Source organism: Pantoea sp. X-Soil-TKNS-1280 (assembly GCF_059730475.1).
In genome coordinates, this window is record NZ_AP035962.1 from 2,021,462 (window position 1) to 2,048,206 (window position 26,745).

At 54.6% G+C, this 26,745-nt stretch carries 24 protein-coding genes; 17 read left to right on the top strand and 7 right to left on the bottom strand.

From position 1 onward, the window contains the following. Positions 1–127 precede the first annotated feature (127 nt). The 3 genes from AC6I8X_RS09490 to AC6I8X_RS09500 all read left to right on the top strand — a co-directional run bounded on the left by AC6I8X_RS09490 (position 128) and on the right by AC6I8X_RS09500 (position 2,930). A complete protein-coding gene (locus tag AC6I8X_RS09490; protein WP_416412547.1) occupies positions 128–832 on the top strand; it encodes a FadR/GntR family transcriptional regulator in 705 nt (234 codons plus the stop codon). Positions 833–902: 70 nt separating this feature from the next. Next, complete coding sequence (locus AC6I8X_RS09495) at positions 903–2,156, top strand: enolase C-terminal domain-like protein (RefSeq protein WP_497840959.1); 1,254 nt, start codon at positions 903–905, stop codon at positions 2,154–2,156. 141 nt (positions 2,157–2,297) lie between these two features. Next, a complete protein-coding gene (locus AC6I8X_RS09500) occupies positions 2,298–2,930 on the top strand; it encodes a DapH/DapD/GlmU-related protein (protein WP_497840960.1) in 633 nt (210 codons plus the stop codon). A 161-nt stretch (positions 2,931–3,091) separates the two neighbouring features. On the opposite strand, the gene AC6I8X_RS09505 is transcribed toward AC6I8X_RS09500, so the two are convergent. Further along, complete coding sequence (locus tag AC6I8X_RS09505; protein WP_313687598.1) at positions 3,092–4,060, bottom strand: GT-D fold domain-containing glycosyltransferase; 969 nt, start codon at positions 4,058–4,060, stop codon at positions 3,092–3,094. 612 nt (positions 4,061–4,672) lie between these two features. Between AC6I8X_RS09505 and AC6I8X_RS09510 the strand changes: the two genes are divergently transcribed. Further along, positions 4,673–7,033: a membrane-bound PQQ-dependent dehydrogenase, glucose/quinate/shikimate family gene (locus tag AC6I8X_RS09510; protein ID WP_313687586.1), complete on the top strand. Its 2,361-nt coding sequence runs from the start codon at positions 4,673–4,675 to the stop codon at positions 7,031–7,033. 72 nt (positions 7,034–7,105) lie between these two features. On the opposite strand, the gene AC6I8X_RS09515 is transcribed toward AC6I8X_RS09510, so the two are convergent. Beyond that, complete coding sequence (locus AC6I8X_RS09515) at positions 7,106–7,735, bottom strand: LysE family translocator (RefSeq protein ID WP_497840961.1); 630 nt, start codon at positions 7,733–7,735, stop codon at positions 7,106–7,108. A 130-nt stretch (positions 7,736–7,865) separates the two neighbouring features. Here AC6I8X_RS09515 and AC6I8X_RS09520 point away from each other — a divergent pair, with 130 nt between their 5' ends. The 5 genes from AC6I8X_RS09520 to AC6I8X_RS09540 all read left to right on the top strand — a co-directional run bounded on the left by AC6I8X_RS09520 (position 7,866) and on the right by AC6I8X_RS09540 (position 15,171). Next, positions 7,866–8,525 carry a glutamate racemase gene (locus AC6I8X_RS09520; RefSeq protein WP_497840962.1) on the top strand — a complete coding sequence of 220 codons (660 nt, stop codon included), beginning with the start codon at positions 7,866–7,868 and terminating at the stop codon, positions 8,523–8,525. A 243-nt stretch (positions 8,526–8,768) separates the two neighbouring features. Beyond that, entirely contained in the window at positions 8,769–9,926 is a 1,158-nt protein-coding gene (locus AC6I8X_RS09525) for an efflux RND transporter periplasmic adaptor subunit (protein WP_299452835.1), read from the top strand. Positions 9,927–9,928: 2 nt separating this feature from the next. After that, the gene (locus AC6I8X_RS09530; RefSeq protein ID WP_497840963.1) at positions 9,929–13,090 is read left to right on the top strand and encodes an efflux RND transporter permease subunit; all 3,162 of its coding nucleotides are present in this window, start codon (positions 9,929–9,931) and stop codon (positions 13,088–13,090) included. Between the two features lies 1 nt (position 13,091). Next, positions 13,092–14,519, top strand: coding sequence for an efflux transporter outer membrane subunit (locus AC6I8X_RS09535; protein WP_497840964.1), 1,428 nt, complete (start codon positions 13,092–13,094; stop codon positions 14,517–14,519). Between the two features lie 85 nt (positions 14,520–14,604). Beyond that, positions 14,605–15,171, top strand: coding sequence for a TetR/AcrR family transcriptional regulator (locus tag AC6I8X_RS09540; RefSeq protein ID WP_497840965.1), 567 nt, complete (start codon positions 14,605–14,607; stop codon positions 15,169–15,171). Position 15,172: 1 nt separating this feature from the next. Here the strand turns inward: AC6I8X_RS09540 and AC6I8X_RS09545 are convergent, their stop codons facing one another. After that, positions 15,173–15,748 carry a TetR/AcrR family transcriptional regulator gene (locus AC6I8X_RS09545; RefSeq protein WP_497840966.1) on the bottom strand — a complete coding sequence of 192 codons (576 nt, stop codon included), beginning with the start codon at positions 15,746–15,748 and terminating at the stop codon, positions 15,173–15,175. A 166-nt stretch (positions 15,749–15,914) separates the two neighbouring features. On the opposite strand from AC6I8X_RS09545, the gene AC6I8X_RS09550 reads away from it, so the two are divergent. From AC6I8X_RS09550 to AC6I8X_RS09585, 8 genes are all read left to right on the top strand, one after another. Beyond that, complete coding sequence (locus tag AC6I8X_RS09550) at positions 15,915–16,619, top strand: pirin family protein (protein WP_299452845.1); 705 nt, start codon at positions 15,915–15,917, stop codon at positions 16,617–16,619. Between the two features lie 263 nt (positions 16,620–16,882). Next, positions 16,883–17,665: an SDR family oxidoreductase gene (locus AC6I8X_RS09555; protein WP_497840967.1), complete on the top strand. Its 783-nt coding sequence runs from the start codon at positions 16,883–16,885 to the stop codon at positions 17,663–17,665. Next, positions 17,665–18,042, top strand: coding sequence for a nuclear transport factor 2 family protein (locus tag AC6I8X_RS09560; protein ID WP_313684490.1), 378 nt, complete (start codon positions 17,665–17,667; stop codon positions 18,040–18,042). The genes AC6I8X_RS09555 and AC6I8X_RS09560 overlap by 1 nt, the downstream gene beginning before the upstream one ends. 17 nt (positions 18,043–18,059) lie before the next feature. Continuing rightward, positions 18,060–18,920, top strand: coding sequence for a fumarylacetoacetate hydrolase family protein (locus AC6I8X_RS09565; protein ID WP_313684492.1), 861 nt, complete (start codon positions 18,060–18,062; stop codon positions 18,918–18,920). Further along, positions 18,917–20,143: a DUF3500 domain-containing protein gene (locus AC6I8X_RS09570; protein ID WP_497840968.1), complete on the top strand. Its 1,227-nt coding sequence runs from the start codon at positions 18,917–18,919 to the stop codon at positions 20,141–20,143. Before AC6I8X_RS09565 ends, AC6I8X_RS09570 begins: the two co-directional genes overlap by 4 nt. Before the next feature lie 154 nt (positions 20,144–20,297). After that, positions 20,298–21,632 (top strand): hypothetical protein, encoded by a 1,335-nt coding sequence (locus AC6I8X_RS09575; RefSeq protein ID WP_313684496.1) that lies wholly within the window; start codon positions 20,298–20,300, stop codon positions 21,630–21,632. 12 nt (positions 21,633–21,644) lie between these two features. Further along, the gene (locus AC6I8X_RS09580; RefSeq protein ID WP_313684498.1) at positions 21,645–22,031 is read left to right on the top strand and encodes a RidA family protein; all 387 of its coding nucleotides are present in this window, start codon (positions 21,645–21,647) and stop codon (positions 22,029–22,031) included. A 149-nt stretch (positions 22,032–22,180) separates the two neighbouring features. Further along, a complete protein-coding gene (locus AC6I8X_RS09585) occupies positions 22,181–23,002 on the top strand; it encodes a DUF2218 domain-containing protein (protein WP_497840969.1) in 822 nt (273 codons plus the stop codon). Positions 23,003–23,112: 110 nt separating this feature from the next. Here AC6I8X_RS09585 and hpaI read toward each other — a convergent pair whose 3' ends face one another. The 4 genes from hpaI to AC6I8X_RS09605 all read right to left on the bottom strand — a co-directional run bounded on the left by hpaI (position 23,113) and on the right by AC6I8X_RS09605 (position 26,733). Next, positions 23,113–23,877 (bottom strand): 4-hydroxy-2-oxoheptanedioate aldolase, encoded by a 765-nt coding sequence (gene hpaI / locus AC6I8X_RS09590; RefSeq protein ID WP_497840970.1) that lies wholly within the window; start codon positions 23,875–23,877, stop codon positions 23,113–23,115. A gap of 7 nt (positions 23,878–23,884) precedes the next feature. Then, positions 23,885–24,688 carry a 2-oxo-hept-4-ene-1,7-dioate hydratase gene (gene hpaH / locus AC6I8X_RS09595; protein ID WP_313684536.1) on the bottom strand — a complete coding sequence of 268 codons (804 nt, stop codon included), beginning with the start codon at positions 24,686–24,688 and terminating at the stop codon, positions 23,885–23,887. 2 nt (positions 24,689–24,690) lie between these two features. After that, on the bottom strand, positions 24,691–25,566 hold the full coding sequence (locus tag AC6I8X_RS09600) for a fumarylacetoacetate hydrolase family protein (RefSeq protein WP_497840971.1): 876 nt from the start codon (positions 25,564–25,566) through the stop codon (positions 24,691–24,693). Positions 25,567–25,686: 120 nt separating this feature from the next. Then, positions 25,687–26,733 carry an amidohydrolase family protein gene (locus AC6I8X_RS09605; RefSeq protein WP_313684506.1) on the bottom strand — a complete coding sequence of 349 codons (1,047 nt, stop codon included), beginning with the start codon at positions 26,731–26,733 and terminating at the stop codon, positions 25,687–25,689. Positions 26,734–26,745: the final 12 nt, after the last annotated feature.

The following is a 26,745-nucleotide window of genomic DNA, read 5'->3' on the forward strand; positions in this document are numbered from 1 at the left end:
TTATTGAAATTAATCATAAAATAGTTTATTTAATAAAATGCTATGCCGAAGGGGGAATAATTTTTCCTTGTCAGGCGGGCGCTGAAACGTTAAAACCTGACACATGTAGGACAAGTGAGAGCGCCCGGTGAGTCTTGAAAGTATCCAAAAACATAATGTCGTTGACGTTATTTATGAGCAGATGAAGCAAAACATTCAGAATGGCGTCTGGGAGTCCGGCTGTAAGTTGCCTTCTGAGGCGGAGCTGACGGCAACATTCCAGGTGAGCCGGGTCAGTGTCAGGAGCGCGGTGCAGAAACTGCGTGATCTGGGTGTGGTGGTGACGCATCAGGGCAAGGGGACGTATGTGACCCGCGATCTGGCGCGCTATGATGCCTTCAGTGACAACGCGCCCATCCTGCATCTGTCACAGGAAGAGTTCGACGATATGCGGGTGTTCCGCCAGACTGTCGAGTTCCGCTGTATGGAGTTGGCGGTAAAGAACGCCACCGATGAAGATGTCCAGGCGCTGGAAAAGGCGCTGAATCGGATGCTGATTAGTCGCGACGATTATAAAAAATACTCACTGGCTGATTATGACTTTCATCTGGCGATTGTTAAGGCATCCCACAACAAAGTCTTTATTCACGTGATGGAATCCCTGAAAGGGATCTACGTGCATTATCTTGAGGAACTGAACCGGGTGCTGGGCATTACGATTGAAAGCGTAGAGGCCCATATCAAGGTGTTTATGGCGCTTAAAAATCGCGATGCTGCATTGGCGACGGAGACACTAAACAGCGCCATGACGCATAACGTGCATGCCATCGAAGACGTGCGTCACAACGCTTAAAAAGAAGCCCATCGCGGGCTTTTTAATTCATTCAACATGTAGGACATCATACAGGATAAGTGAGGATTTCATGAGTGATCTGAAAATTACTGACGTCAAAACCATACTCACGGCTCCCGGTGGCATTGATCTGGTGGTGGTGAAAATCGAAACCAGCGAACCGGGACTGTACGGCCTTGGTTGCGCGACCTTCACCCAGCGTATATATGCCGTGGCCGCCGCTATCGAGAGTTACATCAAGCCTTTTTTGCTTGGCAAAGACCCGTCGCGTATTGAAGACCTGTGGCAATCTGCCGCCGTGAGTGGTTACTGGCGTAATGGCCCGGTAATGAACAACGCACTGTCAGGTATGGATATGGCGTTGTGGGATCTGAAAGGAAAGCTCGCTAACCTGCCCGTGTATGAGTTGCTGGGCGGTAGATGTCGTGACGGCATCGCCCTGTATCGCCACTGCGATGGCGCGGATGAGATCGAAGTGGAGGACAATATCCGCGCGCGTATGGAAGAGGGTTACCAGTACGTGCGTTGCCAGATGGGGATGTACGGAGGAGCCGGTACTGATGACCTGCGCCTGATTGCGGGAAAATTGTCGCGTGCGAAAAATATTCAGCCCAAAGTGTCACCACGTAGCCAGACGCATGGCGTCTATTTTGACCCCGATGCCTACGCGCGTGCCGTGCCACGTCTGTTTGATCATCTGCGTAACAAGCTTGGTTTTGGTGTGGAATTTATCCATGACGTGCATGAACGTATCACGCCGATTGCGGCGGTGCAGATGGCAAAATCACTGGAACCTTACCAGCTGTTCTTCCTTGAGGACCCGGTGGCCCCGGAAAATATCGACTGGTTAAGCAAACTGCGGGCCCAGAGCAGCACACCGGTGGCAATGGGGGAACTTTTTACTCAGATCAACGAGTGGAAGCCGCTGATCCAGCATCAGTTAATTGATTATATTCGCTGTCATGTCAGCACCATTGGCGGCATCACTCCGGCGAAAAAGCTGGCGACTTTTGCCGAGTTATACGGTGTCAGAACCGCCTGGCACGGCCCTGGCGATATCTCACCCGTCGGTGTGGCGGCCAATCTGCATATCGATATGAGTATCACCAATCTGGGCATTCAGGAATACACGCCAGTCAATGAGGCATTGCAGGAAGTCTTCCCCGGTTGCCCGGAAATTGATCGTGGCTATGCCTATTTGAGTGACCGTCCGGGACTCGGCGTGGATATCGACCTCAAACAGGCAGCGAAATATCCGGTTTCTGGCGGCATCCCGGATTGGACCAATGCCCGTTTGCCGGATGGCACAGCCGCTCGCCCGTAAAATCCGTGAAGCATCACGCGACTCTGTCCGGATGGTGTTGCTTGCCATCTGGCTGTCATCCTGGCCGGTTAAATTGATGTCTCGTCGCTGCCCTGTGGCAGCCAGGTTATCCAGACATCTGACCACTACGGAGTTTTCGCTATGGCACTCGCTGCTGTGCAACCGGCCAAATTACAACATACCGTCATCGATCCCAGCGTGCGTATGCGTGAGACCAACATTGGTCAGCAGTGTGAGATCCTCGCACACAGTTACCTTGAATATTGCGAGCTGGGGGATTTCTCTTACGTAGGTGAGCACTGCTGTATTGCTGATGCGCAAATTGGTCGCTTCACGGCCATTGCCAATCAGGTACGCATTGGCGCACCGAACCATCCGATGGATCGGGCTTCACAGCATCGTTTTACTTATTGCCCGGAATATTATGACAATCAGGCGCAACGCGATGCTTCCTTCTTTGCCAATCGCCGTGCCGATAGGGTGGTCATTGGCCATGATGTCTGGATTGGTCATGGGGTGATTGTGCTGCCCGGCGTCACGGTGGGTGATGGGGCAGTGCTGGCGGCAGGGGCAGTGGTGAGCAAAGATGTACCACCTTACACCATCGTAGGTGGCGTACCGGCCAGGCCAATTCGCGTACGTTTTACGCCAGCCATCGCCGCGCAGCTTCAGACAATCGCCTGGTGGCACTGGCCGCTGGAGAAGATTATGGCGCATCTGGCGGATTTCCAGTCCGGCGACATTGACGCTTTTTGCCAGCGCCATGGTCAGTAAATCCGTCGGACTTGCTTGTGGTTTGCCCACCCGGTTATCTCACGCAAACTCAAAATGACCCATTTTTGAGATTGCTTGCGATGAAGATACGCCGTCCACCCACTTGTGGGTTGAAACCGTGCAGGAATGGCTGGCAAAATCAGGCTGACGTTGCCAGCTATTCACTGCATTGTCTGTCGCAGCGGCTGGGTTGTCGGCACCACTTCGGGTTTCAATCCCACGTGTAGCAGAATCTGGCTGCGATAATGTTCATCATTGTCGCGTACTTCATCGCTCAGCAACACGCCAGCTTCGTTAACATTTTTTCCGGCGACCTTCACTTTGTCGCGCGCTGCGCTGCGCATCCACTCATACTCAATATCGATATGGCCGCTATCAATGCAGCGAATGCCTTGCTGGCTGAGATCATAGGCCAGCACCGTCGCGGTAGGACCAAGTGAAATCAGGACCAGGTCGAAATCGCGCCCGTGTGCCAGCACGGCGCTGTAAAGATCGTTGTAGAGTGAAAAAGCATTACGATTCAGCGTGGTGATCCGTTTAATTTCTGCCGCCCCGGACAGCAGGTCATTACCCATACCTAAACGCGTGCCACTGCCTTCCACGATTAAAATTTTCTTATTTTCAAAGAGCTGTTTAAATTTGGCAAACATCACTGCGGATAAGGCCTTATCTTTATAATCATGGTACGGTCTGGTCACGGAGGTATTTCCGTACAGATATTTTCTATTTAATAATGGCTCATAACGCAGAAAACAAAATGCTTTATGGAAAAACCAGAACAGGGCTGAACCGAATCGCATATTCCCCGTACCACGAAATGCATCAGGCATACAGATCAGGCAGCTGGGATTGTTATTAACGCCACGCTGCATAATCTCTTTTAAACGAACGGAAAGGCGCTCATCAAAAGCCTGAAAGCCAATATTTTTGAATAACGTCATCTCCAGCTCGCCATCGCCATAGCGGCTGATAGACAGGTGATCGTTTTTCAACAACAGGTCAATGGTCTGCTCGGGAGACAGTACCCTGTATAGCTTTACGCGCGCATTAGCCCGCGGGTATTTGAAAGCGGCATGGGTGAGTTTAAACGGAAAGCGTAATTTGCGATAAATTGAATTAGCGCTGATCATCATTAACCTTCTGTTATAGGCGGGCTTACCGCAGAGCAGTCGCGTGACTTATAACATGGGATGTTGTTTATTGGCGTCTGAGGAAACTCTCAAATTAACGGCGTTGCAGGTTTCCTTATCATTGGAAAATAATTCAACGAACCCTGTGAGATAAAAAGTGAATAAAATCGGCGGGTTTGTTTCACTTCACCAGGATAATCCTCAGCACAATGAAAATCACCGGTTAAGTAAATTCATTTGATGCGGATTATTGCAACGAGCACAGTTCCGGAACGCATCTGCCTGAGAAGATAAATACCCGGTGTTCAAAGGTTGCCATTTCTCTCGGTATTTTCGTAGTTGCTTGATTTCTGAACCAACCATAGTCAAAAAATGCTATTTATCCTCATTAATGATTAATTCTCCCCAACAATAATGAAACATGATTTCAATCTCAGCCAGGCACGGCAAGCGGCGCAATGCGATAAGTCACGCTAAATTCATAAGATTTATTAATGACACATTCAGTAAATGGTTTTAGCATTTTCTTAACCATGGTTAAAATTATGTTTAACATATGTAGTTTTCTTTTAGAAAAGTTTGCTTGATTTGAAAAAGGCTTGAGGGATAAGCATGGTTAATAAGCTAACCAGTATCGTACTGGCAATACTGGGCATCGCGCTGCTTTACATGGGTGGCAAACTTTTGATGCTAGGGGGGAGTGCATTCTATGCACTAATGGCGGTGGGGTTATTGATCACCGCCATTTTACTGTTCAGACAACAGCGGAGCGCACTGACGCTTTACGCCATCCTGATGTGGATGACGCTGGCTTGGATCATCTGGGAAGTGGGCGTTGATAAGTGGCAATGGATTCCACGCGGTGACCTGTTTGGTGTCATCGGCCTGTGGCTGGCGATGCCGTGGGTGGTGAAGCCGCTGTACCAGGCGCAACGCCGTTTCCATCCGTTCCTCGGTGGTACAGTTATCGTCATGATTTTGGTGGTCATCGGCCTGTGTTTCTATGACCCGGTACCGCAGGCGGGCACCATCAGTAATGAACGCGTGCACAACAGCGAACAGGGCGCGAAGGATGACTGGACCGCCTATGGCGGTTCCACCGATGGTCTGCGTTTCTCGACGCTGAACCAGATCACCAAAGACAATGTGCAGAATCTTGAGGTGGCCTGGACCTACCACACTGGCGATCTGCGCCAGGGGGATGATGCCAGCGAATACACATTTGAGGCGACGCCGCTGAAGGCCAACGGTATGCTGTATTTCTGTACGCCGCACAACGAAGTGCATGCCCTCGACCCGGAAACTGGCGCGGTGAAGTGGAAATATACGCCGGCTAAAGATCGTTCCTATCTGCAACAGCACCAGACTTGTCGTGGTGTCAGTTATTACCAACAAACGCCGGTGGCCGCTGACAGCGCAGCCAGCGATCCGGCTATCTGCCGTAAGCGTATCTTCAATGCTACCACCGATGCGCAGTTGATTGCGTTGGATGCCGATACCGGTAAACCTTGCGCCGATTTTGGCAACAATGGCGTGGTGGATCTGCATAGCAATATGGATGAAGTGCGTCCGCACGCGCTGATGCAGACCGCAGCCCCGTTAGTCGCGGGCAATCTGGTGATTGTTGGCGGTTCGGTAATGGACAACGGATTTAACAGCGGCAACCCGTCTGGCGTGATTCGCGCTTATGACGTGCAGAGTGGCCGTCTGGTGTGGAACTTCGATCCGGCCAATCCGGAGAACACCACACCTGTTGCCGCCGGTCAAACTTACCCGCAGGATACGCCAATCGCCTGGGGTACGCTAAGCGCTGACCTGAAGAATGGCCTGGTGTATGTGCCATTTGGCAATGCCTCGCCAGATGAAGTCGGCATTGAACGTGATGCCAGCAGTAATACCGAGAAGTTCCGCGATGCGCTGGTTGCGCTGGATCTGCATACCGGTGCTTTTAAATGGCGCTATCAGAGTTCAAACCACGATCTGTGGGACCGTGATAACCCGTCGCAGCCGTCACTGGTGGATATCGACTATCAGGGCAAGCGTGAGCCAGTGGTGATCCTGCCGACGAAAACCGGCAACCTGTTTGTGCTTAATCGTCTGACGGGTGCGCCGGTCTATCCGGTGAATCAGGTGAAAGTCTCCACCGCTGGTGGCGTCGCCGGTGAGAAGTTTGCTGCCACGCAACCGGTCTCCAGCCTGAACTTTATTCCGCAGCCGCTGACGGAAAAATCGATGTGGGGTATCACGCCGTTTGACCAGATGGCTTGCCGCATGGATTTCCGCAGTCTGCGTTACGATGGCAACCCGTGGACGCCAGCAACCGAAACCGGTTCGCTGATCTTCCCGGGTAACATTGGGGTGTTTAACTGGGGTTCCGTCGCCGTTGATCCACAGCGTCAGTTGCTGATTGCTGCGCCGGTGCGTCTGGCTTACAAATACACGCTGATCAAACGTACACCGCAGACCGCCACCGAACGTATGTTCACCAAAGATGGTCAGCCTTACTGGAATGAAAACTTCCACGGTGATTACGCGATCCACATTCAGCAACTGGCATCTGATCTCGGCATTCCCTGTATTGCGCCGCCGTGGGGCCGCATGGTAGGTGTCGATCTGAAGACCGGTAAAACCGCATGGTTACGTCGTGTCGGTACTACCAAAAACCTCAACACCAGTTTCCTGCCGGGTCGCTTCCCGCTTGGTTTCCCAATGGGAATGGTGGCACATGGTGGTCCGCTGGTCACCGCGGGTGATCTGGTATTCCACGGTGCGACGGCAGATAACTTCTTCCGTGCATATGACAGCACCACCGGCGAGCTGCTGTGGCAGACCGAACTGAGTGCAGGCGCACAGGCAACACCTGCCACCTTTATGGGCAAAGATGGTAAGCAATACGTGGTCATCGCTGCGGGTGGACACGGTTCACTTGGCACCCAGCAAGGTGATAGCGTCGTGGCGTTCCGTCTGAAGTAAGTTGATAACATGCGCCCTGAACGGTTCAGGGCGCATGTCAATGTAGATACCGTCTTGAACGTCAAGCGGGAGCTACGACAACCCCAGTAATTTCAGCAGTAGGTGTCCGAAGTTTTGCAGGGCAAAAATCACCAGCACCGCCCCTCCCACCACGTTAATAAAGTAACCGATTTTCTGGATGTTGATGAGTTTGGCTGAGGTCAGCAGGGCACAACATACCACCACCAGCCACAGACTCATGATCAGGATATGCACTGTGGCTAACAGCAGAAAGTGACTCAATGCCGCCTGTTTACCGGCAAACTGCGACACCACGGTGAGATAAAGCATCACCGCTTTGGGATTCAGCACATTGGCCAGCCAGGCATCGAAGAGGGTGGTTTGTCGGGGACGACGGGAGACATAAGGTGACGCCACATTGCGCCCCCGTTTAATCAGCTGTAATCCGAGCCAGAAGAGATAGATGGCTCCGGCGAAACTGAGCAGGGTAAAAATAGCCGGGGAGCGTATTAGCAGGGCACTGATTCCGGAACCAATCAACAGCGCATGGGTATAGATACCCAGCGTGGTCCCGATAATAATCGCGGTCAGGCCACGGTAACCCGACGTCAGGGTATTGTTAATCGCCAGCGTGAAGCTGGCCCCGGGTGACAAGGCGATCGGCAGGATGGCGATAATAAACGCAACGAGATTCGAATCCATAATGGCAAGCGACGGGCGATAAGCTGCTGATGGCAATGTAAAATAATTCTGATGAAAATTCGTGACTAATGCAATGTGGCTAAGCAGGATAGTGATAAGTATCCGCCAACAATCACAAAAAGGATTTTCTATGACCATCGCCTGTTTACATACTGCTGCCAGCAATATCGCTATTTTTGATCAAGCCGCCGTCAGCCTCGGCATGCCATCCACGGCTTTAAACCATCTGGTGATGCCTCATCTGCTGGCCGAAGCCGAGTTGAGTGGTGGTATGACGTCTGAGCAGCAAACACGTCTTACCGCGTTGCTGCATAGCCTGACACCTTGGTTTGATGCGATTCTGATTACCTGTTCTACCCTGGGTCCGGTAGCGGATAGTTTCCACAACGATGCCAACGGCTGCGTTGTCTGGCGTACTGACGGCATGCTGGCCGATGAAGTACACCGTCGGGAAGGTCAATCCGTGGTGCTGTGCGCTGCGGAATCGACGCTGGCAGCGACCACTGCCTTGTTTTGCCCGCCTGCACGGGACGGGCAACAGCCGGAAGTGCGCCTGATCCCCGATGCCTGGACAACATTTAAAGCCGGTGATCAACTGGGGTATCGGCGGCTGATCAAGGAAGCGGTGGAGCTGGCGCGTCAGCAGGGCGCGGTGAATGTGGCACTGGCGCAGGTGTCGATGGCGATTGCGGCGCAGGATTTCAGCGAAGATCAGCGCCCGTTAACCAGCCCGCAGCTGGCATTGCGTTGTGCGATAAATCGAACGGGCCTGTCGCAACCCGGCCAATAACCGCACTGAGCCGTAGCGGCGCGATTTTGTGCACCGTGCCAGTAAACCCCGCGCAATAAATTGCGCCGTAACAATCCGGTGCGATATTTCACTGCGGGGTTCAATTATCCGTTATCGCCCGGAAATCCCGCAACGTTGCCGATCATGCGGCATGATCGATCTTTTCACTTTACTTACATACACCATCAACGGTTGTTTGTTAGACTTTTGCGCTGAGAATGAACGTTCACTATAGGGTAAACCATGATGGTTTTTCAGCGGTATGTCATTGCAGGTCTGGCGTTTCTGATTGTCGCCTGCGACCAGAGTGCAGAGAACAAACCCGGGGCAATGGTCACGGAAGTTGGCGTAAAAACGCTGCAAACAGAACCGGTTACACTGACCAGTCAATTGACAGGGCGTGTCACCGGTACCATGACGTCAGATGTACGTCCGCAGGTGGGAGGAATTATCCAGAAACGCCTGTTCACCGAAGGCGATGAGGTTAAAGCCGGTCAGGTGCTTTACCAGATTGACCCGGCCAGTTATCAGGCCAGTTATGACGAAGCGGTCGGGCAACTCAAAAATGCCATCGCGGTAGTCAAAAGTAGCAAGCTCAAAGCCGAACGTTATGCGGCGCTGGTGAAAGAGAACGGTGTTTCCCGTCAGGACGCCGATGATGCGGAAGCCACTTACCAGCAGAATATTGCCTCGGTTGCGCAGTACAAAGCGGCGGTGGAAAGTGCACGTATTAACCTGAATTACACCCAGATCAAAGCGCCGATCAGCGGCCGTATTGGTATTTCATCGGTGACGCCTGGCGCGCTGGTGACGTCCGAGCAGACCACGGCGCTGGCGACGATTCGCGCTCTCGATCCGATTTATGTCGATCTGACCCAGTCCAGCGTGCAATTGCTGAAACTGAAACGCCAGCAGGCGTCACTGAACCAGAACAGCGATGAGGTACCCGTCACGGTGCAGCTGGAAGACGGCTCCACTTACGATCGCACCGGTAAGCTGGAACTGACCGAAGTCTCCGTGGATGAATCGACCGGTACCGTTACGCTGCGTGCTATCTTTCCCAACCCGGATCACCAACTGCTGCCTGGCATGTATGTCCGCGCCAGTGTCACCAATGGTGTGAAAAACGATGCGATCCTGGCACCGCAGCAGGGGATTACCCGTGATGCGAAAGGCAATGCCACCGCGTTGGTGGTGGATAAAGACAACAAAGTGGAAAGCCGCGAAGTGGTGACCGATCGGGTGATTGGTAACAAATGGCTGATCGACAGTGGCCTGCAAAGTGGCGACAAGCTGATTGTCGAAGGCACGGGCAAAGTGCAGCCAGGCCAGACCGTCAAAGCGGTAGAAACAGGCACCACCACGACTGATACCCCTGCGAATACCGCCGGAGGAAACTGATTATGTTGGCTCAGTTCTTTATCCGCCGACCGGTGTTTGCCTGGGTGATTGCCATCTGCATCATGATGTTCGGTCTCCTCAGCATCAAAAACCTGCCGATTGCGCAATACCCTGATGTGGCACCGCCGCAAATCAGTATTCAGGCAACCTATACCGGTGCGTCAGCGGAAACGCTGGAAAGCAGCGTGACCCAGGTGATTGAGCAGCAGCTGACCGGTCTTGACGGCTTGCTGTACTTCTCGTCTACCAGCACTGCGTCCACCGGCCAGGTCAAAATCACCGTGACCTTCGAGCAGGGCACTGACCCTGATATCGCTCAGGTACAGGTACAGAACAAAGTGCAGCAGGCAGAAAGCCGCTTGCCGGACGCGGTGACCCAGCAGGGCGTGACCGTCGAGAAGGCGCAGAGCGACTTCCTGCTGATCATGGCGCTGTACGATAAAAACAACAAAAGCACCTCAGCGGATGTGGCTGACTACCTGGTCAGTAACATGGAAGACACCCTGGCCCGACTGCCGGGCGTGGGTAGCGTGCAGGTGTTTGGTGCCGAATACGCGATGCGTATCTGGCTGGACCCGGCGAAACTGGCTTCCTATTCATTGATGCCTTCTGACGTGGAAACCGCGCTGGAAGCGCAGAACACCCAGGTATCATCCGGGCAGCTCGGGGCGCAACCCGCCAGTAAAGAGCAGCAACTGGTGGCGACCGTGCGTTCCCGTTCGCGTCTGCAAACGCCAGAGCAGTTCCGCAACATCGTACTGAAAAGCCAGACGGATGGTTCGGTGGTGCATCTGAGCGATGTCGCGCGGGTGGAAATGGGTGATGACGACTACAGCGCCAACGTGCTGGCTAATGGTCATCCGGCCTCAGGGATCGCGATTCAGCTGGCGTCCGGTGCCAATGCACTGTCCACCGCTGAGGTCGTGAAATCTACGGTAGATGAGTTCCGTAGCAGCCTGCCAACCGGTTACGACATCGCCTATCCGCTCGACAGTACCGACTTCGTTAAGATCTCGATTGAAGAGGTGGTAAAAACCCTCGTTGAGGCGATTGTGCTGGTGGTGATCGTGATGTTTGTGTTCCTGCAAAACATCCGTACCACATTGATCCCGGCGATTGCTGTTCCGGTGGTGTTACTCGGCACCTTTGGTGTGCTGGCGGTATTTAACTACTCGATTAACACCCTGACGATGTTTGGGATGGTGCTTGCCATCGGGCTATTAGTGGATGACGCCATCGTGGTGGTGGAAAACGTTGAGCGCGTGATGCGTGAAGAACATTTGCCGCCACGGGAAGCGACCGAAAAATCGATGAAGGAGATCACCGGTGCGCTGATCGGTATTGCGCTGGTGTTGTCGGCGGTGTTCCTGCCGATGACCTTCTTCAGCGGTTCAACCGGTGTTATTTACCGTCAGTTCTCCATCACCATTGTGTCTTCGATGGTGCTGTCCGTGATTGTCGCTCTGACGCTGACCCCGGCGCTGTGCGCCACCATGCTGAAACCGCACGATCATGAAAGCGGACAGAAAGGCTTTTTCGGCTGGTTTAACCGCAGCTACGAGAAAATTCAGGCGCGTTATCACGATAAAGTCGGGCATGTGATTCACAGCTCAGTGCGTTACCTGCTGCTATACGCGGTGCTGCTGATTGGTTGTGCCTTTATGTATCTGCGTCTGCCGACCGGCTTCCTGCCGACTGAAGACCAGGGCTACATCATGGTGCAGTACACGCTGGCTCCGGGTGCCACGGAAAACCGCACCAGCGAAGTTCGTCGTCAGATTCAGCAATACTTCGCCACCAAAGAAAAAGATAACGTCAACGTCAGCATGCTGGTAAACGGCTTCAGCTTTGCCGGTAGCGGGCAGAACGCTGGTGTGGGCTTTATCTCGTTGAAAAACTGGAGCGAACGTAAGGGCGCGGCCAATACCGCTGACGCCATTGCCGGACGCGCCATGATGAACCTGTCTGGTATTCGTGATGCGCAGGTGTTTGTCTTGTCGCCGCCGTCCATCTCAGGTTTGGGTCAGTCGAATGGCTTCACCTTCGAATTGCAGGGACGTGGAACCACCGATCGTAACCAACTGCTGAAGCTCCGCGACCAGTTGATTGCCGAGGCCAATCAGGACCCGGTTCTGAGCAGCGTGCGCGCCAATACCTTGCCAGATCTGCCGCAGTTGCAGGTGGATATTGATGACGAGAAAGCCCAGTCGCTCGGTCTGACCATCAGTAATATCAACAGCACGCTGAGTACCGCCATTGGCGGAACCTACGTCAATGACTTCACCGATCGCGGCAGGGTGAAAAAGGTCTACATGCAGGGTGATGAAGCGTTCCGCAGCAAACCAGAGGATATCGATAAATGGTTTGTCACAGGTACTGACAGCGAGGGTGACACCACAATGGTGCCGTTCTCGTCATTTTCTTCCTCACACTGGACTTATGGCCCGGATGTGCTGTCCCGGTACAACGGTCTGTCGTCCTATGAAATTCAGGGGTCGTCGGCAAGTGGCAAAAGTTCCGGTGATGCGATGACCGCAATGGAGAAACTGGCGAGCAAATTGCCACAAGGCACCACCTTTGCGTGGAGCGGTTTGTCCTACCAGGAGCGACTGGCAGGTAACCAGGCGGTATCGCTGTATGCCATCTCGCTGATGGTGGTATTCCTGTGTCTGGCGGCGCTGTATGAAAGCTGGTCGGTGCCGTTCTCGGTAATGATGGTGGTGCCATTGGGCGTGTTTGGCTCCCTGCTGGCGATTACATTGCGCGGTCTGGAAAACGATGTTTATTTCCAGGTGGCACTGCTGACCATCATTGGCCTGTCGACCAAGAACGCCATCCTGATCGTGGAATTTGCTGAAGATAACTACCGCAGAGGGGAAAACCTGGTGAAAGCGGCGATGCACGCGGCATCGATGCGCTTGCGTCCGATCATTATGACCTCGCTGGCGTTTACTGCCGGGGTATTGCCGCTGGCGATATCGACCGGTGCGGGTGCTAACAGCCGTATTGCCATCGGTACCGGCATTATCGGCGGTACCATTTCCGCCACGCTGTTGGCAATCTTCTTAGTTCCGCTGTTCTTTGTGCTGGTCCGTCGCGTATTCCCTGGGATGCCGCATAGCCATGCAAGCCACACTGAAACTGCTGCGAAGACGGGGGAATAACATGTCAGCAAAACTCTTAGTGGTATTTTTACCCTGTTTCCTCGCAGGCTGTGTCTCACTGGATCCGGACTATAAACGTCCGGAAGCCCCGGTGAGCAAAACCATGCCCTCCGGTGAGGCTTATCGTTCATTGCAGGGGGCACAGGCGGCCAATTATCGTGATATTGGCTGGCAGACCTATATCCTGGATCCGCAGCTGCGTCAGGTGGTAGCAATGGCGCTGGATAGCAGTCGCGATCTGCGTGAAGCCGTCGCCAGTGTCAAAGCCGCCCACGCCCAGTATGGTGAGGAACGTTCAGAGCTGTTCCCGACCATCAATGCGGGTGTTAGTGGCACCCGTTCGCGCGCCCTGACGGGCGAAGGTAATCAGACGGCGATCAGCAACAGTTATGAAGCCGAGGGCAGCGTCAGTTCGTTCGAGCTGGATTTGTTTGGCAAGAATCAGAGCCTGACGCGCGAGCAGTATGAAACTTATCTCGGTACGCTGGAGGGCGCACGCAGTACGCGCCTGACGGTGCTGTACAACACGGCGGATTACTGGTTACAGCTGGCGGCCGATCGCAGCAATCTGGCGATCGCGAAAGAGACGGCGGAAAGCGCCCGTCAGTCGATGGAAGTGACGCGCAAGCAGATGGAACATGGCACTGCCTCAATGGTGGATCTCTCCTCTGCCGAAACCACTTATCATTCGGCGATGGCGGATGTGGCCAGTTACACCACGGATGTCGCGCAGGATAAAAACGCGCTGGATTTGGTGGTGGGACGCAGCGTGCCGGATAACCTGTTGCCGCAGGGTATTGATGCGCTGGGGCAGGCATTCCGTGAGGTGCCTGCCGGAATTTCGTCAGACGCGCTGTTGAATCGTCCGGATGTACTGGAAGCGGAACATAACCTGAAGTCAGCCAATGCCAGTATTGGTGCGGCGCGCGCCAACTTCTTCCCCACCATCTCGCTGACCACCAGCGGTGGTGTGGGCAGTTCTGACCTTTCTTCACTGTTTAAAAACGGTGCCGGGATTTGGTCGTTTGCGCCGAGCATCTCGCTGCCGATTTTCACCGGTGGCTACAATATTTCGCAGCTGAAATACACCAAAGCGGAGAAGGAATACTACGTCGCGGCGTATGAGAAAGCGGTGCAAACGGCGTTCCAGGAAGTGGCGGATGCGCTGGCACGGCGTGGCACCATCAACGACGAGTTAACCAGCCAGCGTCACAACGTGGCGGCCTCGCAGACCTACTACCATCTGGCAGATCTGCGTTATCGCAACGGTATTGATACCTACCTGGATGCTCTGACCGCGCAGCGTACGCTGTACAGCGCGCGCACCAGCCTGGTGACCACCCAACAGGCGTATTACCTGAATCTCATCACCTTCTACAAAGTGATGGGGGGTGGGACCGCATTGAAAGAGTCGGAACTCAAGCTGTAAAATCCTGTGGGCCGATTACGTATCGGCCCACGGCGACGAATTCGTACATTTTTTTTGATGAGGTTTCAAATTGACCAGGAAAGACTTGGAAGATTTTACGCTCCAGCGTAAACAGCTGATTATTACTGCGGCGAAAGTCTGTTTCAGTCGTTCTGGTTTTCATGGTGCCAGCATGGCAGAGATGAGTGCTGAAAGTGGGCTGGGTGCTGCACAAATATATCGTTACTTCAGCAGCAAAGAATTATTGGTGATTGAAACGGTAAAGGTCATCGCGACAGAATGGCGCACCTTTCTGGAAAATAAACTCAGCCAGCAACCGCAGGTGGCGGATATTATTGCCAGGGATTCGGTGTTCTGGCAGGGATGGTCAATTAAGGACCAGTGTTTATTGCTGGAAGTCTATTCTGAGGCTTCACGTAATGCCAGTGTGCGAGACATTCTCGCTGAGCAGGAGCAACAATTAATTGCCATGCTGGATAATGTATTTCAGCAACGGGAACCCCAGGCGACTGCGGAGCAACGTTTTAATCAGATCCATTTTTTATTACTGCTGATTGATGGTGTGGCCTGTCGTACTTTTGTTGATGATGATTTAGATCAACAGGAACTGGCGCGTCTGAGCACGATTCTCAGTCAGCATTTATTGCCTTAATTTATTGTTTAATCACGGTATTGTTCACATCGTTGATAATGCCGTCAAAAAATGGCACAAAAGACGGTGCAATTTCGCGTTGTTTCATGCTGCGACGGATAATAATGCCGTCAATAATCAGTGACAGCACATATAAGCGGGTATGAATAACATTGCTGTCTTTCTCAGGATGCAGTGCCTGTTCTTTAGCGATGAAATTATCTTTCAGATTTTGCCAGGCATTGGTCATGATTTGCATAATGCGCGAGTTACGCATTGATTCAGACGATATTTCCATTAATAACACAATATCATTTTCCACTTCACGCGGTACCAGCCCGGCGGAAAACAACGGCAGGCGTGCCTGACCCCCTGATTTGGCAATTTTTTCCAGATCATCATTTAAGCGATCTTTTAAACGTTGCGTGATGTTTAACACCAGCGCTTCGATAATAGACTCTTTATTGGTGAAATATTTATAAATCAAACCCACGCTGACATTTGCCTCACGGGCAATATTCTGGATTGATGTCTGGTAAAAACCTTTAAGCCGCATGCATTGTTCTGCTGCGGCAAGAATTTGCTCTGTCCGATTCATTGTGTATGGCCTGCGGAAAGTAAGCGTTTATTTTACGTAATTTCCGCAACGATGGCGAATGATCAATTGTCAAAAAATTTGATTTAACCGAGCAAATCCCCCTACTGGTGTGCAATTTTCCAGTCACTATCATGGTTGCCATAAACTGATTTTGTGGAGGCTGATAATGAACGTGTTACGTGCACAGCGCGACCAGCTGTTTGAATATGGTCCTTTTACCATTCGCCGCCAGCGTCCTGGCGAGGCGTTTGGGCCGCTGGCGATTGTGGACCAGATGACGCTGAAAACCGGCGCACGCGTACCGATGCACAGCCATCAGAATGATGAGATCTTCACTTACGTCTGGCGCGGTTCCTCCCAGCATCAGCATGAAGATGGCGAACGTACGCCGCTTAATGCTAAACGCGTGATGGTGGTGAATGCCGGTGACGGTCTGCGTCATGAAGAATCGGCACCGCTGATCGAAACCGAAATGTTGCAGGCTTACATCCGGCCCGCCAGCGCGGGTGGCGAAGGGCGTGTGCAGCAATTCACCCGGCCAGCAGGCGCGGCGGTGAATGACTGGACATTACTGGCAGGACCGGAAGGCAGTGATGCTCCTCTGACGTTACGTCAGGCGGTGTATGCCTGGGATCTGAAACTGGAAAGAGACCAGCAAATTCAGGTGCCGCAGCGTGAGGGCTTTGCCGTCTGGATCACCCTGCTGGAGGGTGTGGTGCGTATTGGTGAGCAGAGGTTGCATAAAGGTGATGCGGTCAGCGATGCGGCATCCTTGCCGGATATTCGCGGAGAACGTGATGCCACGCTGATCTGTTTCCTGGTGAAAGCCGATGCGCCCGCGGTGCTGAACGGTACCGTCAGCGGGCAATAGTTTATTAAAACCCACGCGATAAATCGCGTCGCTACGGAATGTGCAGTTATTAGCACCAATGCCAACAACCGCAACCTAACGTAGCGGCGCGATTTATCGCGCTGTTATAACACCTCTCATTTTCACATCCTGTTAACGATCCGTGACCCGCCTCTTAGTTTTGTAGCGTCGAGCCGTGCAATATTCTGACATATCGTAATACTAGATATATCTAATTATTCGTTATCGCACCGTTATCCACGCCATCAATGCAGGGAGAAATCATGGATCTGGGCATACGCCGTAAAATCGCTTTTGTCTGCGCGTCGTCACAGGGGCTGGGTCTGGCATGTGCGCAGGCACTGGCGGCAGAAGGGGTGCGCGTCACGCTGAACGGACGCCATGAAGCCAAATTGCAGGACGCTGTGCAGCGGTTGCGTGAGGAAAATCCTGCGGCGGAAATCAGCTATATCTGCGCGGATTTAACCACCGAGGCCGGGCGTAGCAGCATCATCAGCGCTTTACCGCAGGTCGATATCCTCGTTACCAACAATGCCGGGCCGCAGCCCGGAGCGTTAACGGACTGGGAAGCGAGCGCGTTGCGTGAGGCAATGGAAGCCAACTTTATTCCCGCGATTGCGCTTATCCGCACCTGGCTGCCTGCCATGCAGGCACAGGGTTTTGGCCGCATTATCAATATCACTTCGGCGATGGTGAAAACGCCGCATTACATGATGGGGCTCTCCACCGCGGCGCGTGCGGCGTTAACCGCGATGTGCAAGGCCATCAGCCAGGAAGTGGTGCGTGACAACGTCACCATAAATAACCTGCTGCCGGAGCGGATCGATACACCACGCCAGGAATTTATGCTGCAGCGCCTGATCGCCAAAGAGGGCATCAGCCGCGAAGAGGCACGCCAGAGGAATGTGCAATCCATTGCCGCCAGACGCTACGGCACACCGGCTGAATTTGGCGCCGCCTGTGCGTTTCTGTGCAGCCAGCAGGCCGGGTTTATTTCGGGTCAGAACCTGCAACTGGATGGCGGCTCCTATCCGGGGTTGATCTGATGACTGAGCTGATTCATCAATTGCTGGCGTTTGAACAGCAGCGGCAACGCGCGCTCATCGAAGCGGATTTAACCGCGCTGGAAAACATGCTGGCAGCGGATCTTATCCATATCCACAGTACCGGCATGGTGCATAACAAGGCGCAGTTTCTGGCGCATGTGAAACGGATGGGGGGCTTTGTGGCCATTCAACGCGAGCCGCCGGATATCCGTGTCGAAGGTGATATCGCCATCCTGACTGGCAACACCCGTAACCGGGTACGACGGCTGGAAACCGGTGAAGAAGCAGAGCGTTATGGCTTCTCGACGCTGGTACTGCGCCGCGCCGCTGGTGGCTGGCAAATTCTGCTTTCGCAGTTAACTCCTCATCAGGTCTGACAGCAAAGGAAAACAGCATGAAACTGGTACGTTTTACCGAACAGGGCCGCACCCGCATTGGCAAAGTGGTGGGTGATCAGGTCATAGACCTCTCTGGCGTGCCTGGCGTGGGGGATTCCATGCGCCAGCTGCTGGCAGGATTAACGCCGCTGCGCCCACGACTGGCAGCGGCACGTTCGCCGGCCTTTGCCTTAGCTGCGGTCCAGCTGGAAGCGCCGATTCAGGACGCGCAGAAATTTCTCGGCATTGGCATGAATTACCGCAAACATGCGGAAGAAGCGCGTCAGGCAGGCATTCCAATTCCGCAAAGCCAGCTGTGGTTTAACAAACAGGTTTCCTGCATCAACGGGCCGTTCGCACCGGTGGTAAAGCCAGATGCCAGCGACAAAATGGATTACGAAATCGAACTGGGCGTGGTGATCGGCAAACGCTGCCGTCACGTTAAAGCCAGTGAGGCGGCAGGCGTGATTGCCGGTTATCTGATCGTCAACGATGTCTCGGCGCGTGACTGGCTGCATAAATCACCAACCTTCACCCTGGGTAAATCCTTCGATACCCATGGTCCGATCGGGCCGTGGATCACCACTGCCGATGAAATCCCCGATCCCCTGCGACTGGAGATGAAGCTATTCGTCAATGGTGAGCTGCGGCAGCATGCCGACAGCGGCGACATGATTTACGACATCTATGCCCAGATCGCCTATCTCTCGACGGTGATGACGCTGGAACCGGGTGACATTCTGGCAACCGGCACGCCCTCCGGCATTGGTGCGCCGACCGGGCGTTTCTTACAACCCGGCGATGTGATGCGGCTGGAGATTGAGGGTCTCGGTCATATTGAGAATCCCGTGGTTGCTGAAACCCGCGAGGAGGCATGATGACCCGTGACAACTTTCGTGATTACCTGATGCCAGCGGATGCCGAACGTATCGGGCTGGCGCGCGGTGTCGATCTGCAAACCTATGGCGCGCGGATGCTGGCCACTGACAAAGCGCAAAAACTCAGGGCGCACTGGCAGGCAATGCTGGATGAAACTTTTCGCGGCATCACCAGCAATGGTGAAGTGCAGCCGGATCTGTTTGCCCTGCGCGATGAAGGGTTTGCCGTGGAGGAGGCGGTCAGGGCGGCACAGGCATTATTTTCCACGCTGGATAGCGCGCAACAGCAGCAGGTGTGTTATGCCATCGACGCCAAACAGTGGCGTGCCTGGTACAACCCGGAAATTCCCTTCAATGATTATGGTGTCCGGCTGGATGAAACCGCCGCATCAACCCACGAGGCGTTCTGGTCATTACTGCAAAGCTGCACCAGCGCACGCGGTTTCCGCAAAGTGCAGCAGGTGATGGATGCCAACCATTTTCTCGGCGAACTCTACGATCTCACCCACATCATGAATCGCTGGAGTTTCCACTTTTTACTGTTCGGCACCCCTTCGACCACGCAGCCGTGGGGCTGGTCGATTTACGGTCATCACGTGGCATTTTGTTGCTTTATCAGCGGCAGGCAACTGGTGATTGCGCCGACCTTTTTTGGCGTCGAACCCAATGTGATCGAACGGGGTGATGCCAGCGATGGTGTGCTGTTCCGTGAAGAGGAGCAGCTCGGTCTGGCGCTGATGCAATCCCTCAGCGCCGGGCAGCGCCAGCGCGCCACTCTTTATGCGTTGATGGAAGACCCGTTGATGCCTGCCGAACGCTTCAATTTTGCCGATCAGCGCCATCTCGGTGGCGCGTTTCAGGATAACCGGGTGATCCCGCTGGAAGGGGTGTGCGTGGCGGAGTTTACCCCGGCACAGCGCGCCAGCCTGATGGCGCTGGTGGCGGTCTTTCTCGATTTTCTGCCGGATGGCCCGCGAGCCTGGCGTCTGCGCCAAATCGAAGACCATCTGGATGAAAGCTGGTGGAGCTGGATTGGCGGTCACGGTGATGACGATGTGTTTTATTACCGCCTGCAAAGCCCGGTGGTGATGCTGGAGTTTGATCATCACAGCGGCATGTGGCTGACCAATGAACACCCGGCGCGTTTCCATATTCACACCATCACCCGCATACCTAACGGCAACGACTACGGCAAGGCATTGCTGTCGCAGTTGCAGAAGTAACCTCAGGCTGTAAAGCCTGAACTCCTGTCGTACCGGGTGACGTCGTTTTGCCCGGGTAACCCCAAGTGTCAATTGACCGTTCCCCCACGGGACGCGGGCGGCCTCGCTGCGCGAAAAATCGCGCAGCTACACATTATGACGAGGTTATCAGGCAATGCATGTTCAGAAAAAAACCAAAATTGCTGCATTAACCGTAGTGCCTCTGGCGTTGTTCTGCGGTAACTGCTTTGCGGAGGCATCACCTGCATCGGACTCCGACAGCTTTAACGACTGGCTCACACAAGGCAATATCTCGGGCGAGCTCAAAACCATGACCTTCTTTAAAGAATTTAGCGGCACGCTGCCCAATAAACGCACCAGCTCGGCCGGAGGGGATATCCAGTACCGCAGCCCGCAGGCGGCAGGATTTAGCGTGGGATTGGGGGTCTATGGTGCCTATAACTTCGGCCTGAATAATGACGATGCGGAAAAAACCGAGATCTATCTGCCATCCGAAGACGTGACCGTGCTGGGCAAGGCCTTCCTGCGTTATCAGGGATATGGCTTTGATCTCCAGGGCGGACGTATTGGACTGGACACGCCCTTTGCCAATGAAGGTGAAGGCTGGACCATGATTCCGGCGCTGTATGAAGGGTTTGGCGGCAGCTATGCCCTGAATGACACCGGCGATTTCCGGCTGAATGCGTACCGCATTTATCGTTTTAAACCCGAAAGTTCGGATGAATTTGGCAAAGGCGATGCCGGTGCGCCTGAAATTGAAGACACCAGCATGCCATCGGTGGACAGCAACGGCTTCACCACCGTGGGCCTGCGCTATGGACAGCAGTGGAACACCCTTGCCGAAGCCTGGTATTACCACTTCGATAAACGCGCCCAGCTGGGTTATGGCGGGGTGCAACTGCCGGTCTCCGCGCTGAAGTTTGGCAACTGGACGCCGTACTGGGGGGCGCAATATCTGCATGAATGGGACGCCAGCGATCAGGCGTATCCCTATCACAACATCGATACCGACCTCTATTCCGGGCGCATCGGCATGAAAACGCGCAATCACGATCTCTATTTCGCCGCGACTTATGTGCCACGCAAAGATGATGCTTTCCTGAACGGGGGGTTCTTTGCCCCGTATAGCTACGGCATTTATGATCACACCCCGCTGGAAAGCGGGCAACCGCTGGTTTCGATGGTCACCACCAACCAGCCAGGCAAGGCGTTTGCCTTGCGCTATGCGTACCACGACGAAAAGTACCTCGGAGTGTTTGGCCTGACGCGGCTGGAACTGGAGGACTCCAGCGGCATTTACTATCCGCTGCCTGCCGAGAATATCAACGCGGCCTTTATGATTCTCGGTTACAACGTCACGCCACGCCTGCATCTGGAGTTCGAGTTTGACTACGTCCATTCCCCTAATGAGGTGACGGGTAACTATCACGCCGAGCGCCTGCGTCTGGTGTATCGCTTTGGCGCGAAAATGGCGGATGACGATTATTAATCAGGAGGCAATATGGCTAAACGCGAAAGCATTTATATCGACGCTTTTCCCCATGCTAATCCAATCCCGGCGGCGTGCCGGGTGGGATCGATGCTGTACTCCGGGGTGATTTATGGCCGGGACCCGCAGACGCAGCAGGTGCCCGCCGATTTGGGCGAGCAGTGTGCACTGATGTTCCGGCATATGGAGAGTATCGTCTGTGCGGCAGGCGGCAGCATGGAAGACGTCATCAAGGTCACGTTATGGATGCAGGATAAAACCCAGCGCGAAGTGGTGAACCGTTACTGGCTACAGGTTTTCCCGCAGCCACACTCACGTCCGGCACGCCATGCGCTGGAGGGGCACTTCAGCGGTAATACCTTAATTCAATGCGACTTTATTGCCGTGCTGGCACGCTAATCCCCTGATAGCGGGCAGTATTTGTATCTGCCCGCCGCTTTCTCTATATTGCCTGTGAGTCATATCCATCTGGACTATATCGGAAATTTCGATATATTTAAATTCAGTGAGATTTGTGTGGTTATTCAGGTAACAGCGCGGGGGCAGACATGGTCGGACAGAGCGAATTGGACACGCAACCTGCGGGTGGCAAAACGGGCCGCCGTGCGCGTGCCTTTGATTATGGCGAATTACGTCTGTTGTTGCTGGCAATTATCGCCAAACAACCCAGCCATGGTTACGAACTGATTCATGAAGTCAACGAACGGCTGGGCGGCACCTATAAACCCAGTCCGGGCGTGCTCTACCCGGCCTTAACCTGGCTCTACGATCGCGGCTACGCCGAAATCGATTTAGAGAAAGGTGGACGCAAACGCTACAGCATTACCGATGAAGGGAACGCGTTCCTCAGCGCCAATAAAACCGTGATTGATATGCTGGTGGCGCGCGTGGTGCCGAAGGGGCAAGGGCACGGCAAGTCACCGCAGGCGATTGTGGAGGCGATGGACCATCTGAAACGTGCCCTCAGCCTGCGCGCCAAAATGGAACCGGTAGCAGAGCAGGTGGTGACGCGTATGGGAGAGATTATCCATGTCGCGGCCAACCAGATCGAAGCCCTGCTCAATGCACCGATGCTCAGCGACGCGGCGGCAAAATGTGTGGCCGATATCGTCACCCCCAACGGCGAGCGCTTTCTGCGCCGCCTCGGCAGCCATTTCCAGCATCGCACGCCGGTGGTGATGGATGAAAACAGCGGCCACTTCCGCATGAGTATGGGCGAGGTGCGGATGGAAGCGCTGGACGGCATCTTCCGTGTCACCTTAACCGCGCTGAATGACGAAAAACTGATGGAGATGCAACATATTCTGGTGCGTCATCTGGAAGAGGCTGCGGTGCGGGAAACGCTGGACGTGGTCTGGCAGCCAACCTGACCGGGCGCATAACTGCACGTTTTCGTAGCGGCACGATTTATCGTGCGTATTTTGCCATCGTAAAGGTCAAAGGCGCGCGATTAATCGCGCCGCTACCTGAGTCTGCGTAATTAACGAAAATCCGCCGCCAGTGCCGAGGTCGCTTTCACCAGCAGCCCGACATCACTGCCCACTGCGACAAAAGTGGCACCCAGTTCCAGATAACGCGCACAAAGTTTCGCATCGGCACTCAGAATCCCCGCCGCCTTGCCATGTGATTGAATGCGCACCAGCGCCGCTTCTACCGCCTGCTGTACCTCAGCGGCGGCGGGTTGTCCCGGATAGCCCATATCTGCCGCCAGATCGGCTGGACCAATAAACACCCCATCGACACCCTCAGTGGCGGCAATCGCATCCAGCTGCGCCAGACCTGCACGGCTCTCAACCTGCACCAGCAGACAAATCTGCGCATTGGCGGTGGTCAGATAATCCGGCGTACGGTTAAAGGCCGAAGCCCGTGCCAGCGCCGCACCCACACCACGTATGCCATGCGGCGGATAACGTACCGCTTTCACCAGCGCCTGCGCCTGTTCTGCACTTTCCACCATCGGGATCAGTAGCGTCTGCGCGCCAATATCCAGCAGCTGTTTTATCAGCCAGGGGGCATCCATCGGTGCACGTACCACGGCATGTGCCGGTGCTGCCGCCAGCGCCTGGAGCTGGCTCATCAGCAACGGCACATCATTGGGCGCGTGCTCGCCATCCAGCAGCAGCCAGTCAAAACCGGCAGTGCCGCAGATCTCGGCGCTGTAGGGGCTGGCCAGTGCCAGCCACAGGCCAATCTGCGCCTGTTTATGTTGCAGGGCCTGTTTAAAACCATTGATCGGTGCGGACATCGTTGCCTCACGCAAAGTAGCAGCTGACCGACCCATGACGGCCATAGTCAGCATGGAGGGTATCGCCATGACGGGCTTCAATCGGGCGGATAAAGGAACCGGCCAGCACAATCTGTCCGGCGGCGAGGTGGTCGCCATACTGCGCCAGCCGGTTTGCCAGCCAGGCAATGCCGCGTGCCGGATGGTTCAGCACCCCAGCTCCCAGCCCGGTCTCCTCAACGGTGGCGTTACGCGACACAATCGCTCCCAGCCAGCGCATATCGACGTTTTCCGGGGAAAATAGCTGGCTGCCCAGTACCACACCGGCATTGGCGGCGTTGTCGGAGACGGTATCGACGATGGTGCGTGCTTTACCACTGGCGGCATCGCTGCGCACAATGCGGGTATCCAGAATTTCCAGCGCGGGTAACACGTAAGCCGTCGCCGCCAGCACCGCTTCGACATCCACATCCGGCCCCTGTAACGGTGCCTTGAGTACAAAGGCCAGTTCCGCTTCAATACGCGGCTGAATAAAACGATCGGCGGGAATGGTCGCACCATCGTCAAACACCATATTGTCGAACAACACGCCGGAGTCGGGGGTGTCGATATTCAGGGCGTATTGCATCGCTTTCGAGGTCAGGCCAATTTTCCAGCCAATCACCTTGCGCCCCCCCTCAATCTTTTGCCGGACCCACGCCTGTTGCACCGCGTAAGCATCGTCCAGCGTCATCGCCGGGAAGCGCAGCGATAGCAATCCGGTCTGGCTGCGGCTGCGTTCGGCATGGTCGAGCGCCTCCACTGCGGTTAATAATTCGCTCTGGCTCAGCATCATCACACCTCATCTTCAACGACGTTGCGCAGGGTGCCGATACCTTCGGCATGCACTTCAATCACATCGCCCGGTTTCAGCCAGATGGGGGGATCAAAACGCGCTCCGGCCCCGGTGGGGGTGCCGGTAAAGATGATGTCGCCGGGATTGAGCGGAATAAAGGTGGAGATATAGGCGATGATCCAGCTAAACGAGAAGGTCATATGGCGGGTACGATCGTCCTGACGCAGCTCGCCATTCACATGGGTGGTTAAACGGATATCGGCCAGCTGTGCGGCATCGCTGAACGGAACCAGCCACGGGCCGATCGCGCCGGAGCGATAGAAGTTTTTACCCTGGGTAACGTTAAATTTGCTGTGACGTACCCAGTCGCGCACCGTACCTTCGTTACCGACGGTAATGGCGGCGATATGGTTCAGCGCCTCACTTTCAGCAATGCGGCGACCGGCTTTGCCTATCACGATCACCACTTCACCTTCGTAATCGAGTTGCACGCTCTCGGCGGGGCGCAGCAGCGGCTGCTGATGCCCGGTCAGCGATTCGGCGAAGCGCACAAACATCGACGGATAATCCGGTGCCGTCTGCCCATCTTTATATTCCGCGTTGCGGTTGGGATAGTTGACGCCGATGCACAGGATTTTACCTGGCTGGCTCAGCGGCACTTCGTACTGAATATCGGCCAGCGCGTAATCCACCGGCAGGTTTTGCGCCTCAGCTGCCAGGTACACCAGCGCCTGGTCGGCAATCACCGCATCCAGCGTTGGCCAGCGTGCCCCAAAGCGTGGCGTAAGATCGATAACACCGGAACCGCTGATCAAACCATATCCCTGCACCTGGCCCTGGTGGGCCGAAAAACGGATAAATTGTGGTCGTTCCACGGGTTTTCTCCTTCTTTTAGCAAAAAGACGGCGAGCAGAAGCCCGCCGCTCCCAGCATGGTGGCTGAGCAGTGTTCAAGACACAGGAGGGTTTACGGCGTTGACGCAGCGCCGTGGCGCGTTATGCCAGGTTAAACATGCGCGCGGCGTTGCCGCCCAGAATATTGGCTTTATCCTCAGCGCTGATATCCAGACCTTCGATGGTTTCAATGCCTTTGAAGAACCAGTCTTTACGGATCGGATAGGAGCTGCCGTAGAGGATATTTTTGCCGCCGATCACTTTCACCGCGGCTTCCAGTTGCGCTTTACCCCATTGCGGCGCACCGGAGGTGTCGAAGAAAATGTTGTTGCCGAGCTGTGCACGCAGGTTGCCGGTGCCGGTCTGAAAACGATCGACGGCATCGTTGAACTGATGTTGCGGCGGAACCAGCATATCGGCGAAGGCATAAAACGCGCCGCCCAGCATGGAGTGGATAAAGCGCAGGTTCGGCAGCTCATCGAACATCCCGCTGAACAGCTCGCGGCCGACCGCTGTCGCCTGATCAATGCAGCGGCCAAACTGACGACGCTGGTTGGTGTAAGGCAGCACCGAGTTGAAATCCACCGGCAGCGGCGTGTGGTGCACCACCACCGGGACGCTCAGATCATTGAGAAATTTCAGGTACGGGCGGAATGCCGCGTCGTCGAGGTAAATCTGGCCGTAGTGCGCCACGATCTGCGCGCCACGGAAGCCCAGCTGATTCAGGCAACGATCCACTTCGCGCAGGCAATCTTCCGTGCCCCACGGCGGCACCACCGCCAGCGCAGACATGCGACCTTCGCTGCGGTGCACGTATTCGGCCATGCGGGTGTTGACCTCTTTACAGGTCTCCAGATCCAGCCATTCCTGCCACACCGGCAGACGGAAAATGGCGTGATCAACTCCGGCTTTTTCCATATCGGCCAGCTGGCTTTCCAGCGTGTATTGCCCTTCGGCGTAGTTCAGGTTAACGAAGCCTTTCGGCTGCTCGATAATCAGCTGGCTCAGTTCTTTGCCTTCAATTTTCTCTACGCGGGTATGCACGCCATATTGTTTCGGTACGCAGTCGAGAAATGAATTCAGCAGCTTCTTGTCAGAAAACAGCTCGCCTGGCAGCCAGTGCATATTGGCATCGATGATCTTGCTCATAGTCAGTTCCTT

Excerpts from the sequence above, each read along its gene's own strand:
- AC6I8X_RS09570 (WP_497840968.1), top strand. The coding sequence starts at position 18,917 with ATGATGACCCGTGACAACTTTCGTGATTACCTGATGCCAGCGGATGCC.
- AC6I8X_RS09545 (WP_497840966.1), bottom strand. The coding sequence starts at position 15,748 with ATGAATCGGACAGAGCAAATTCTTGCCGCAGCAGAACAATGCATGCGG.
- AC6I8X_RS09495 (WP_497840959.1), top strand. The coding sequence starts at position 903 with ATGAGTGATCTGAAAATTACTGACGTCAAAACCATACTCACGGCTCCC.
- AC6I8X_RS09515 (WP_497840961.1), bottom strand. The coding sequence starts at position 7,735 with ATGGATTCGAATCTCGTTGCGTTTATTATCGCCATCCTGCCGATCGCC.
- AC6I8X_RS09505 (WP_313687598.1), bottom strand. The coding sequence starts at position 4,060 with ATGATCAGCGCTAATTCAATTTATCGCAAATTACGCTTTCCGTTTAAA.
- hpaH (WP_313684536.1), bottom strand. The coding sequence starts at position 24,688 with ATGCTGAGCCAGAGCGAATTATTAACCGCAGTGGAGGCGCTCGACCAT.
- AC6I8X_RS09525 (WP_299452835.1), top strand. The coding sequence starts at position 8,769 with ATGATGGTTTTTCAGCGGTATGTCATTGCAGGTCTGGCGTTTCTGATT.
- AC6I8X_RS09500 (WP_497840960.1), top strand. The coding sequence starts at position 2,298 with ATGGCACTCGCTGCTGTGCAACCGGCCAAATTACAACATACCGTCATC.
- AC6I8X_RS09605 (WP_313684506.1), bottom strand. The coding sequence starts at position 26,733 with ATGAGCAAGATCATCGATGCCAATATGCACTGGCTGCCAGGCGAGCTG.
- AC6I8X_RS09550 (WP_299452845.1), top strand. The coding sequence starts at position 15,915 with ATGAACGTGTTACGTGCACAGCGCGACCAGCTGTTTGAATATGGTCCT.
- AC6I8X_RS09530 (WP_497840963.1), top strand. The coding sequence starts at position 9,929 with ATGTTGGCTCAGTTCTTTATCCGCCGACCGGTGTTTGCCTGGGTGATT.
- AC6I8X_RS09510 (WP_313687586.1), top strand. The coding sequence starts at position 4,673 with ATGGTTAATAAGCTAACCAGTATCGTACTGGCAATACTGGGCATCGCG.
- AC6I8X_RS09555 (WP_497840967.1), top strand. The coding sequence starts at position 16,883 with ATGGATCTGGGCATACGCCGTAAAATCGCTTTTGTCTGCGCGTCGTCA.
- AC6I8X_RS09575 (WP_313684496.1), top strand. The coding sequence starts at position 20,298 with ATGCATGTTCAGAAAAAAACCAAAATTGCTGCATTAACCGTAGTGCCT.
- AC6I8X_RS09535 (WP_497840964.1), top strand. The coding sequence starts at position 13,092 with ATGTCAGCAAAACTCTTAGTGGTATTTTTACCCTGTTTCCTCGCAGGC.
- AC6I8X_RS09585 (WP_497840969.1), top strand. The coding sequence starts at position 22,181 with ATGGTCGGACAGAGCGAATTGGACACGCAACCTGCGGGTGGCAAAACG.
- AC6I8X_RS09520 (WP_497840962.1), top strand. The coding sequence starts at position 7,866 with ATGACCATCGCCTGTTTACATACTGCTGCCAGCAATATCGCTATTTTT.
- AC6I8X_RS09580 (WP_313684498.1), top strand. The coding sequence starts at position 21,645 with ATGGCTAAACGCGAAAGCATTTATATCGACGCTTTTCCCCATGCTAAT.
- AC6I8X_RS09565 (WP_313684492.1), top strand. The coding sequence starts at position 18,060 with ATGAAACTGGTACGTTTTACCGAACAGGGCCGCACCCGCATTGGCAAA.
- AC6I8X_RS09560 (WP_313684490.1), top strand. The coding sequence starts at position 17,665 with ATGACTGAGCTGATTCATCAATTGCTGGCGTTTGAACAGCAGCGGCAA.
- hpaI (WP_497840970.1), bottom strand. The coding sequence starts at position 23,877 with ATGTCCGCACCGATCAATGGTTTTAAACAGGCCCTGCAACATAAACAG.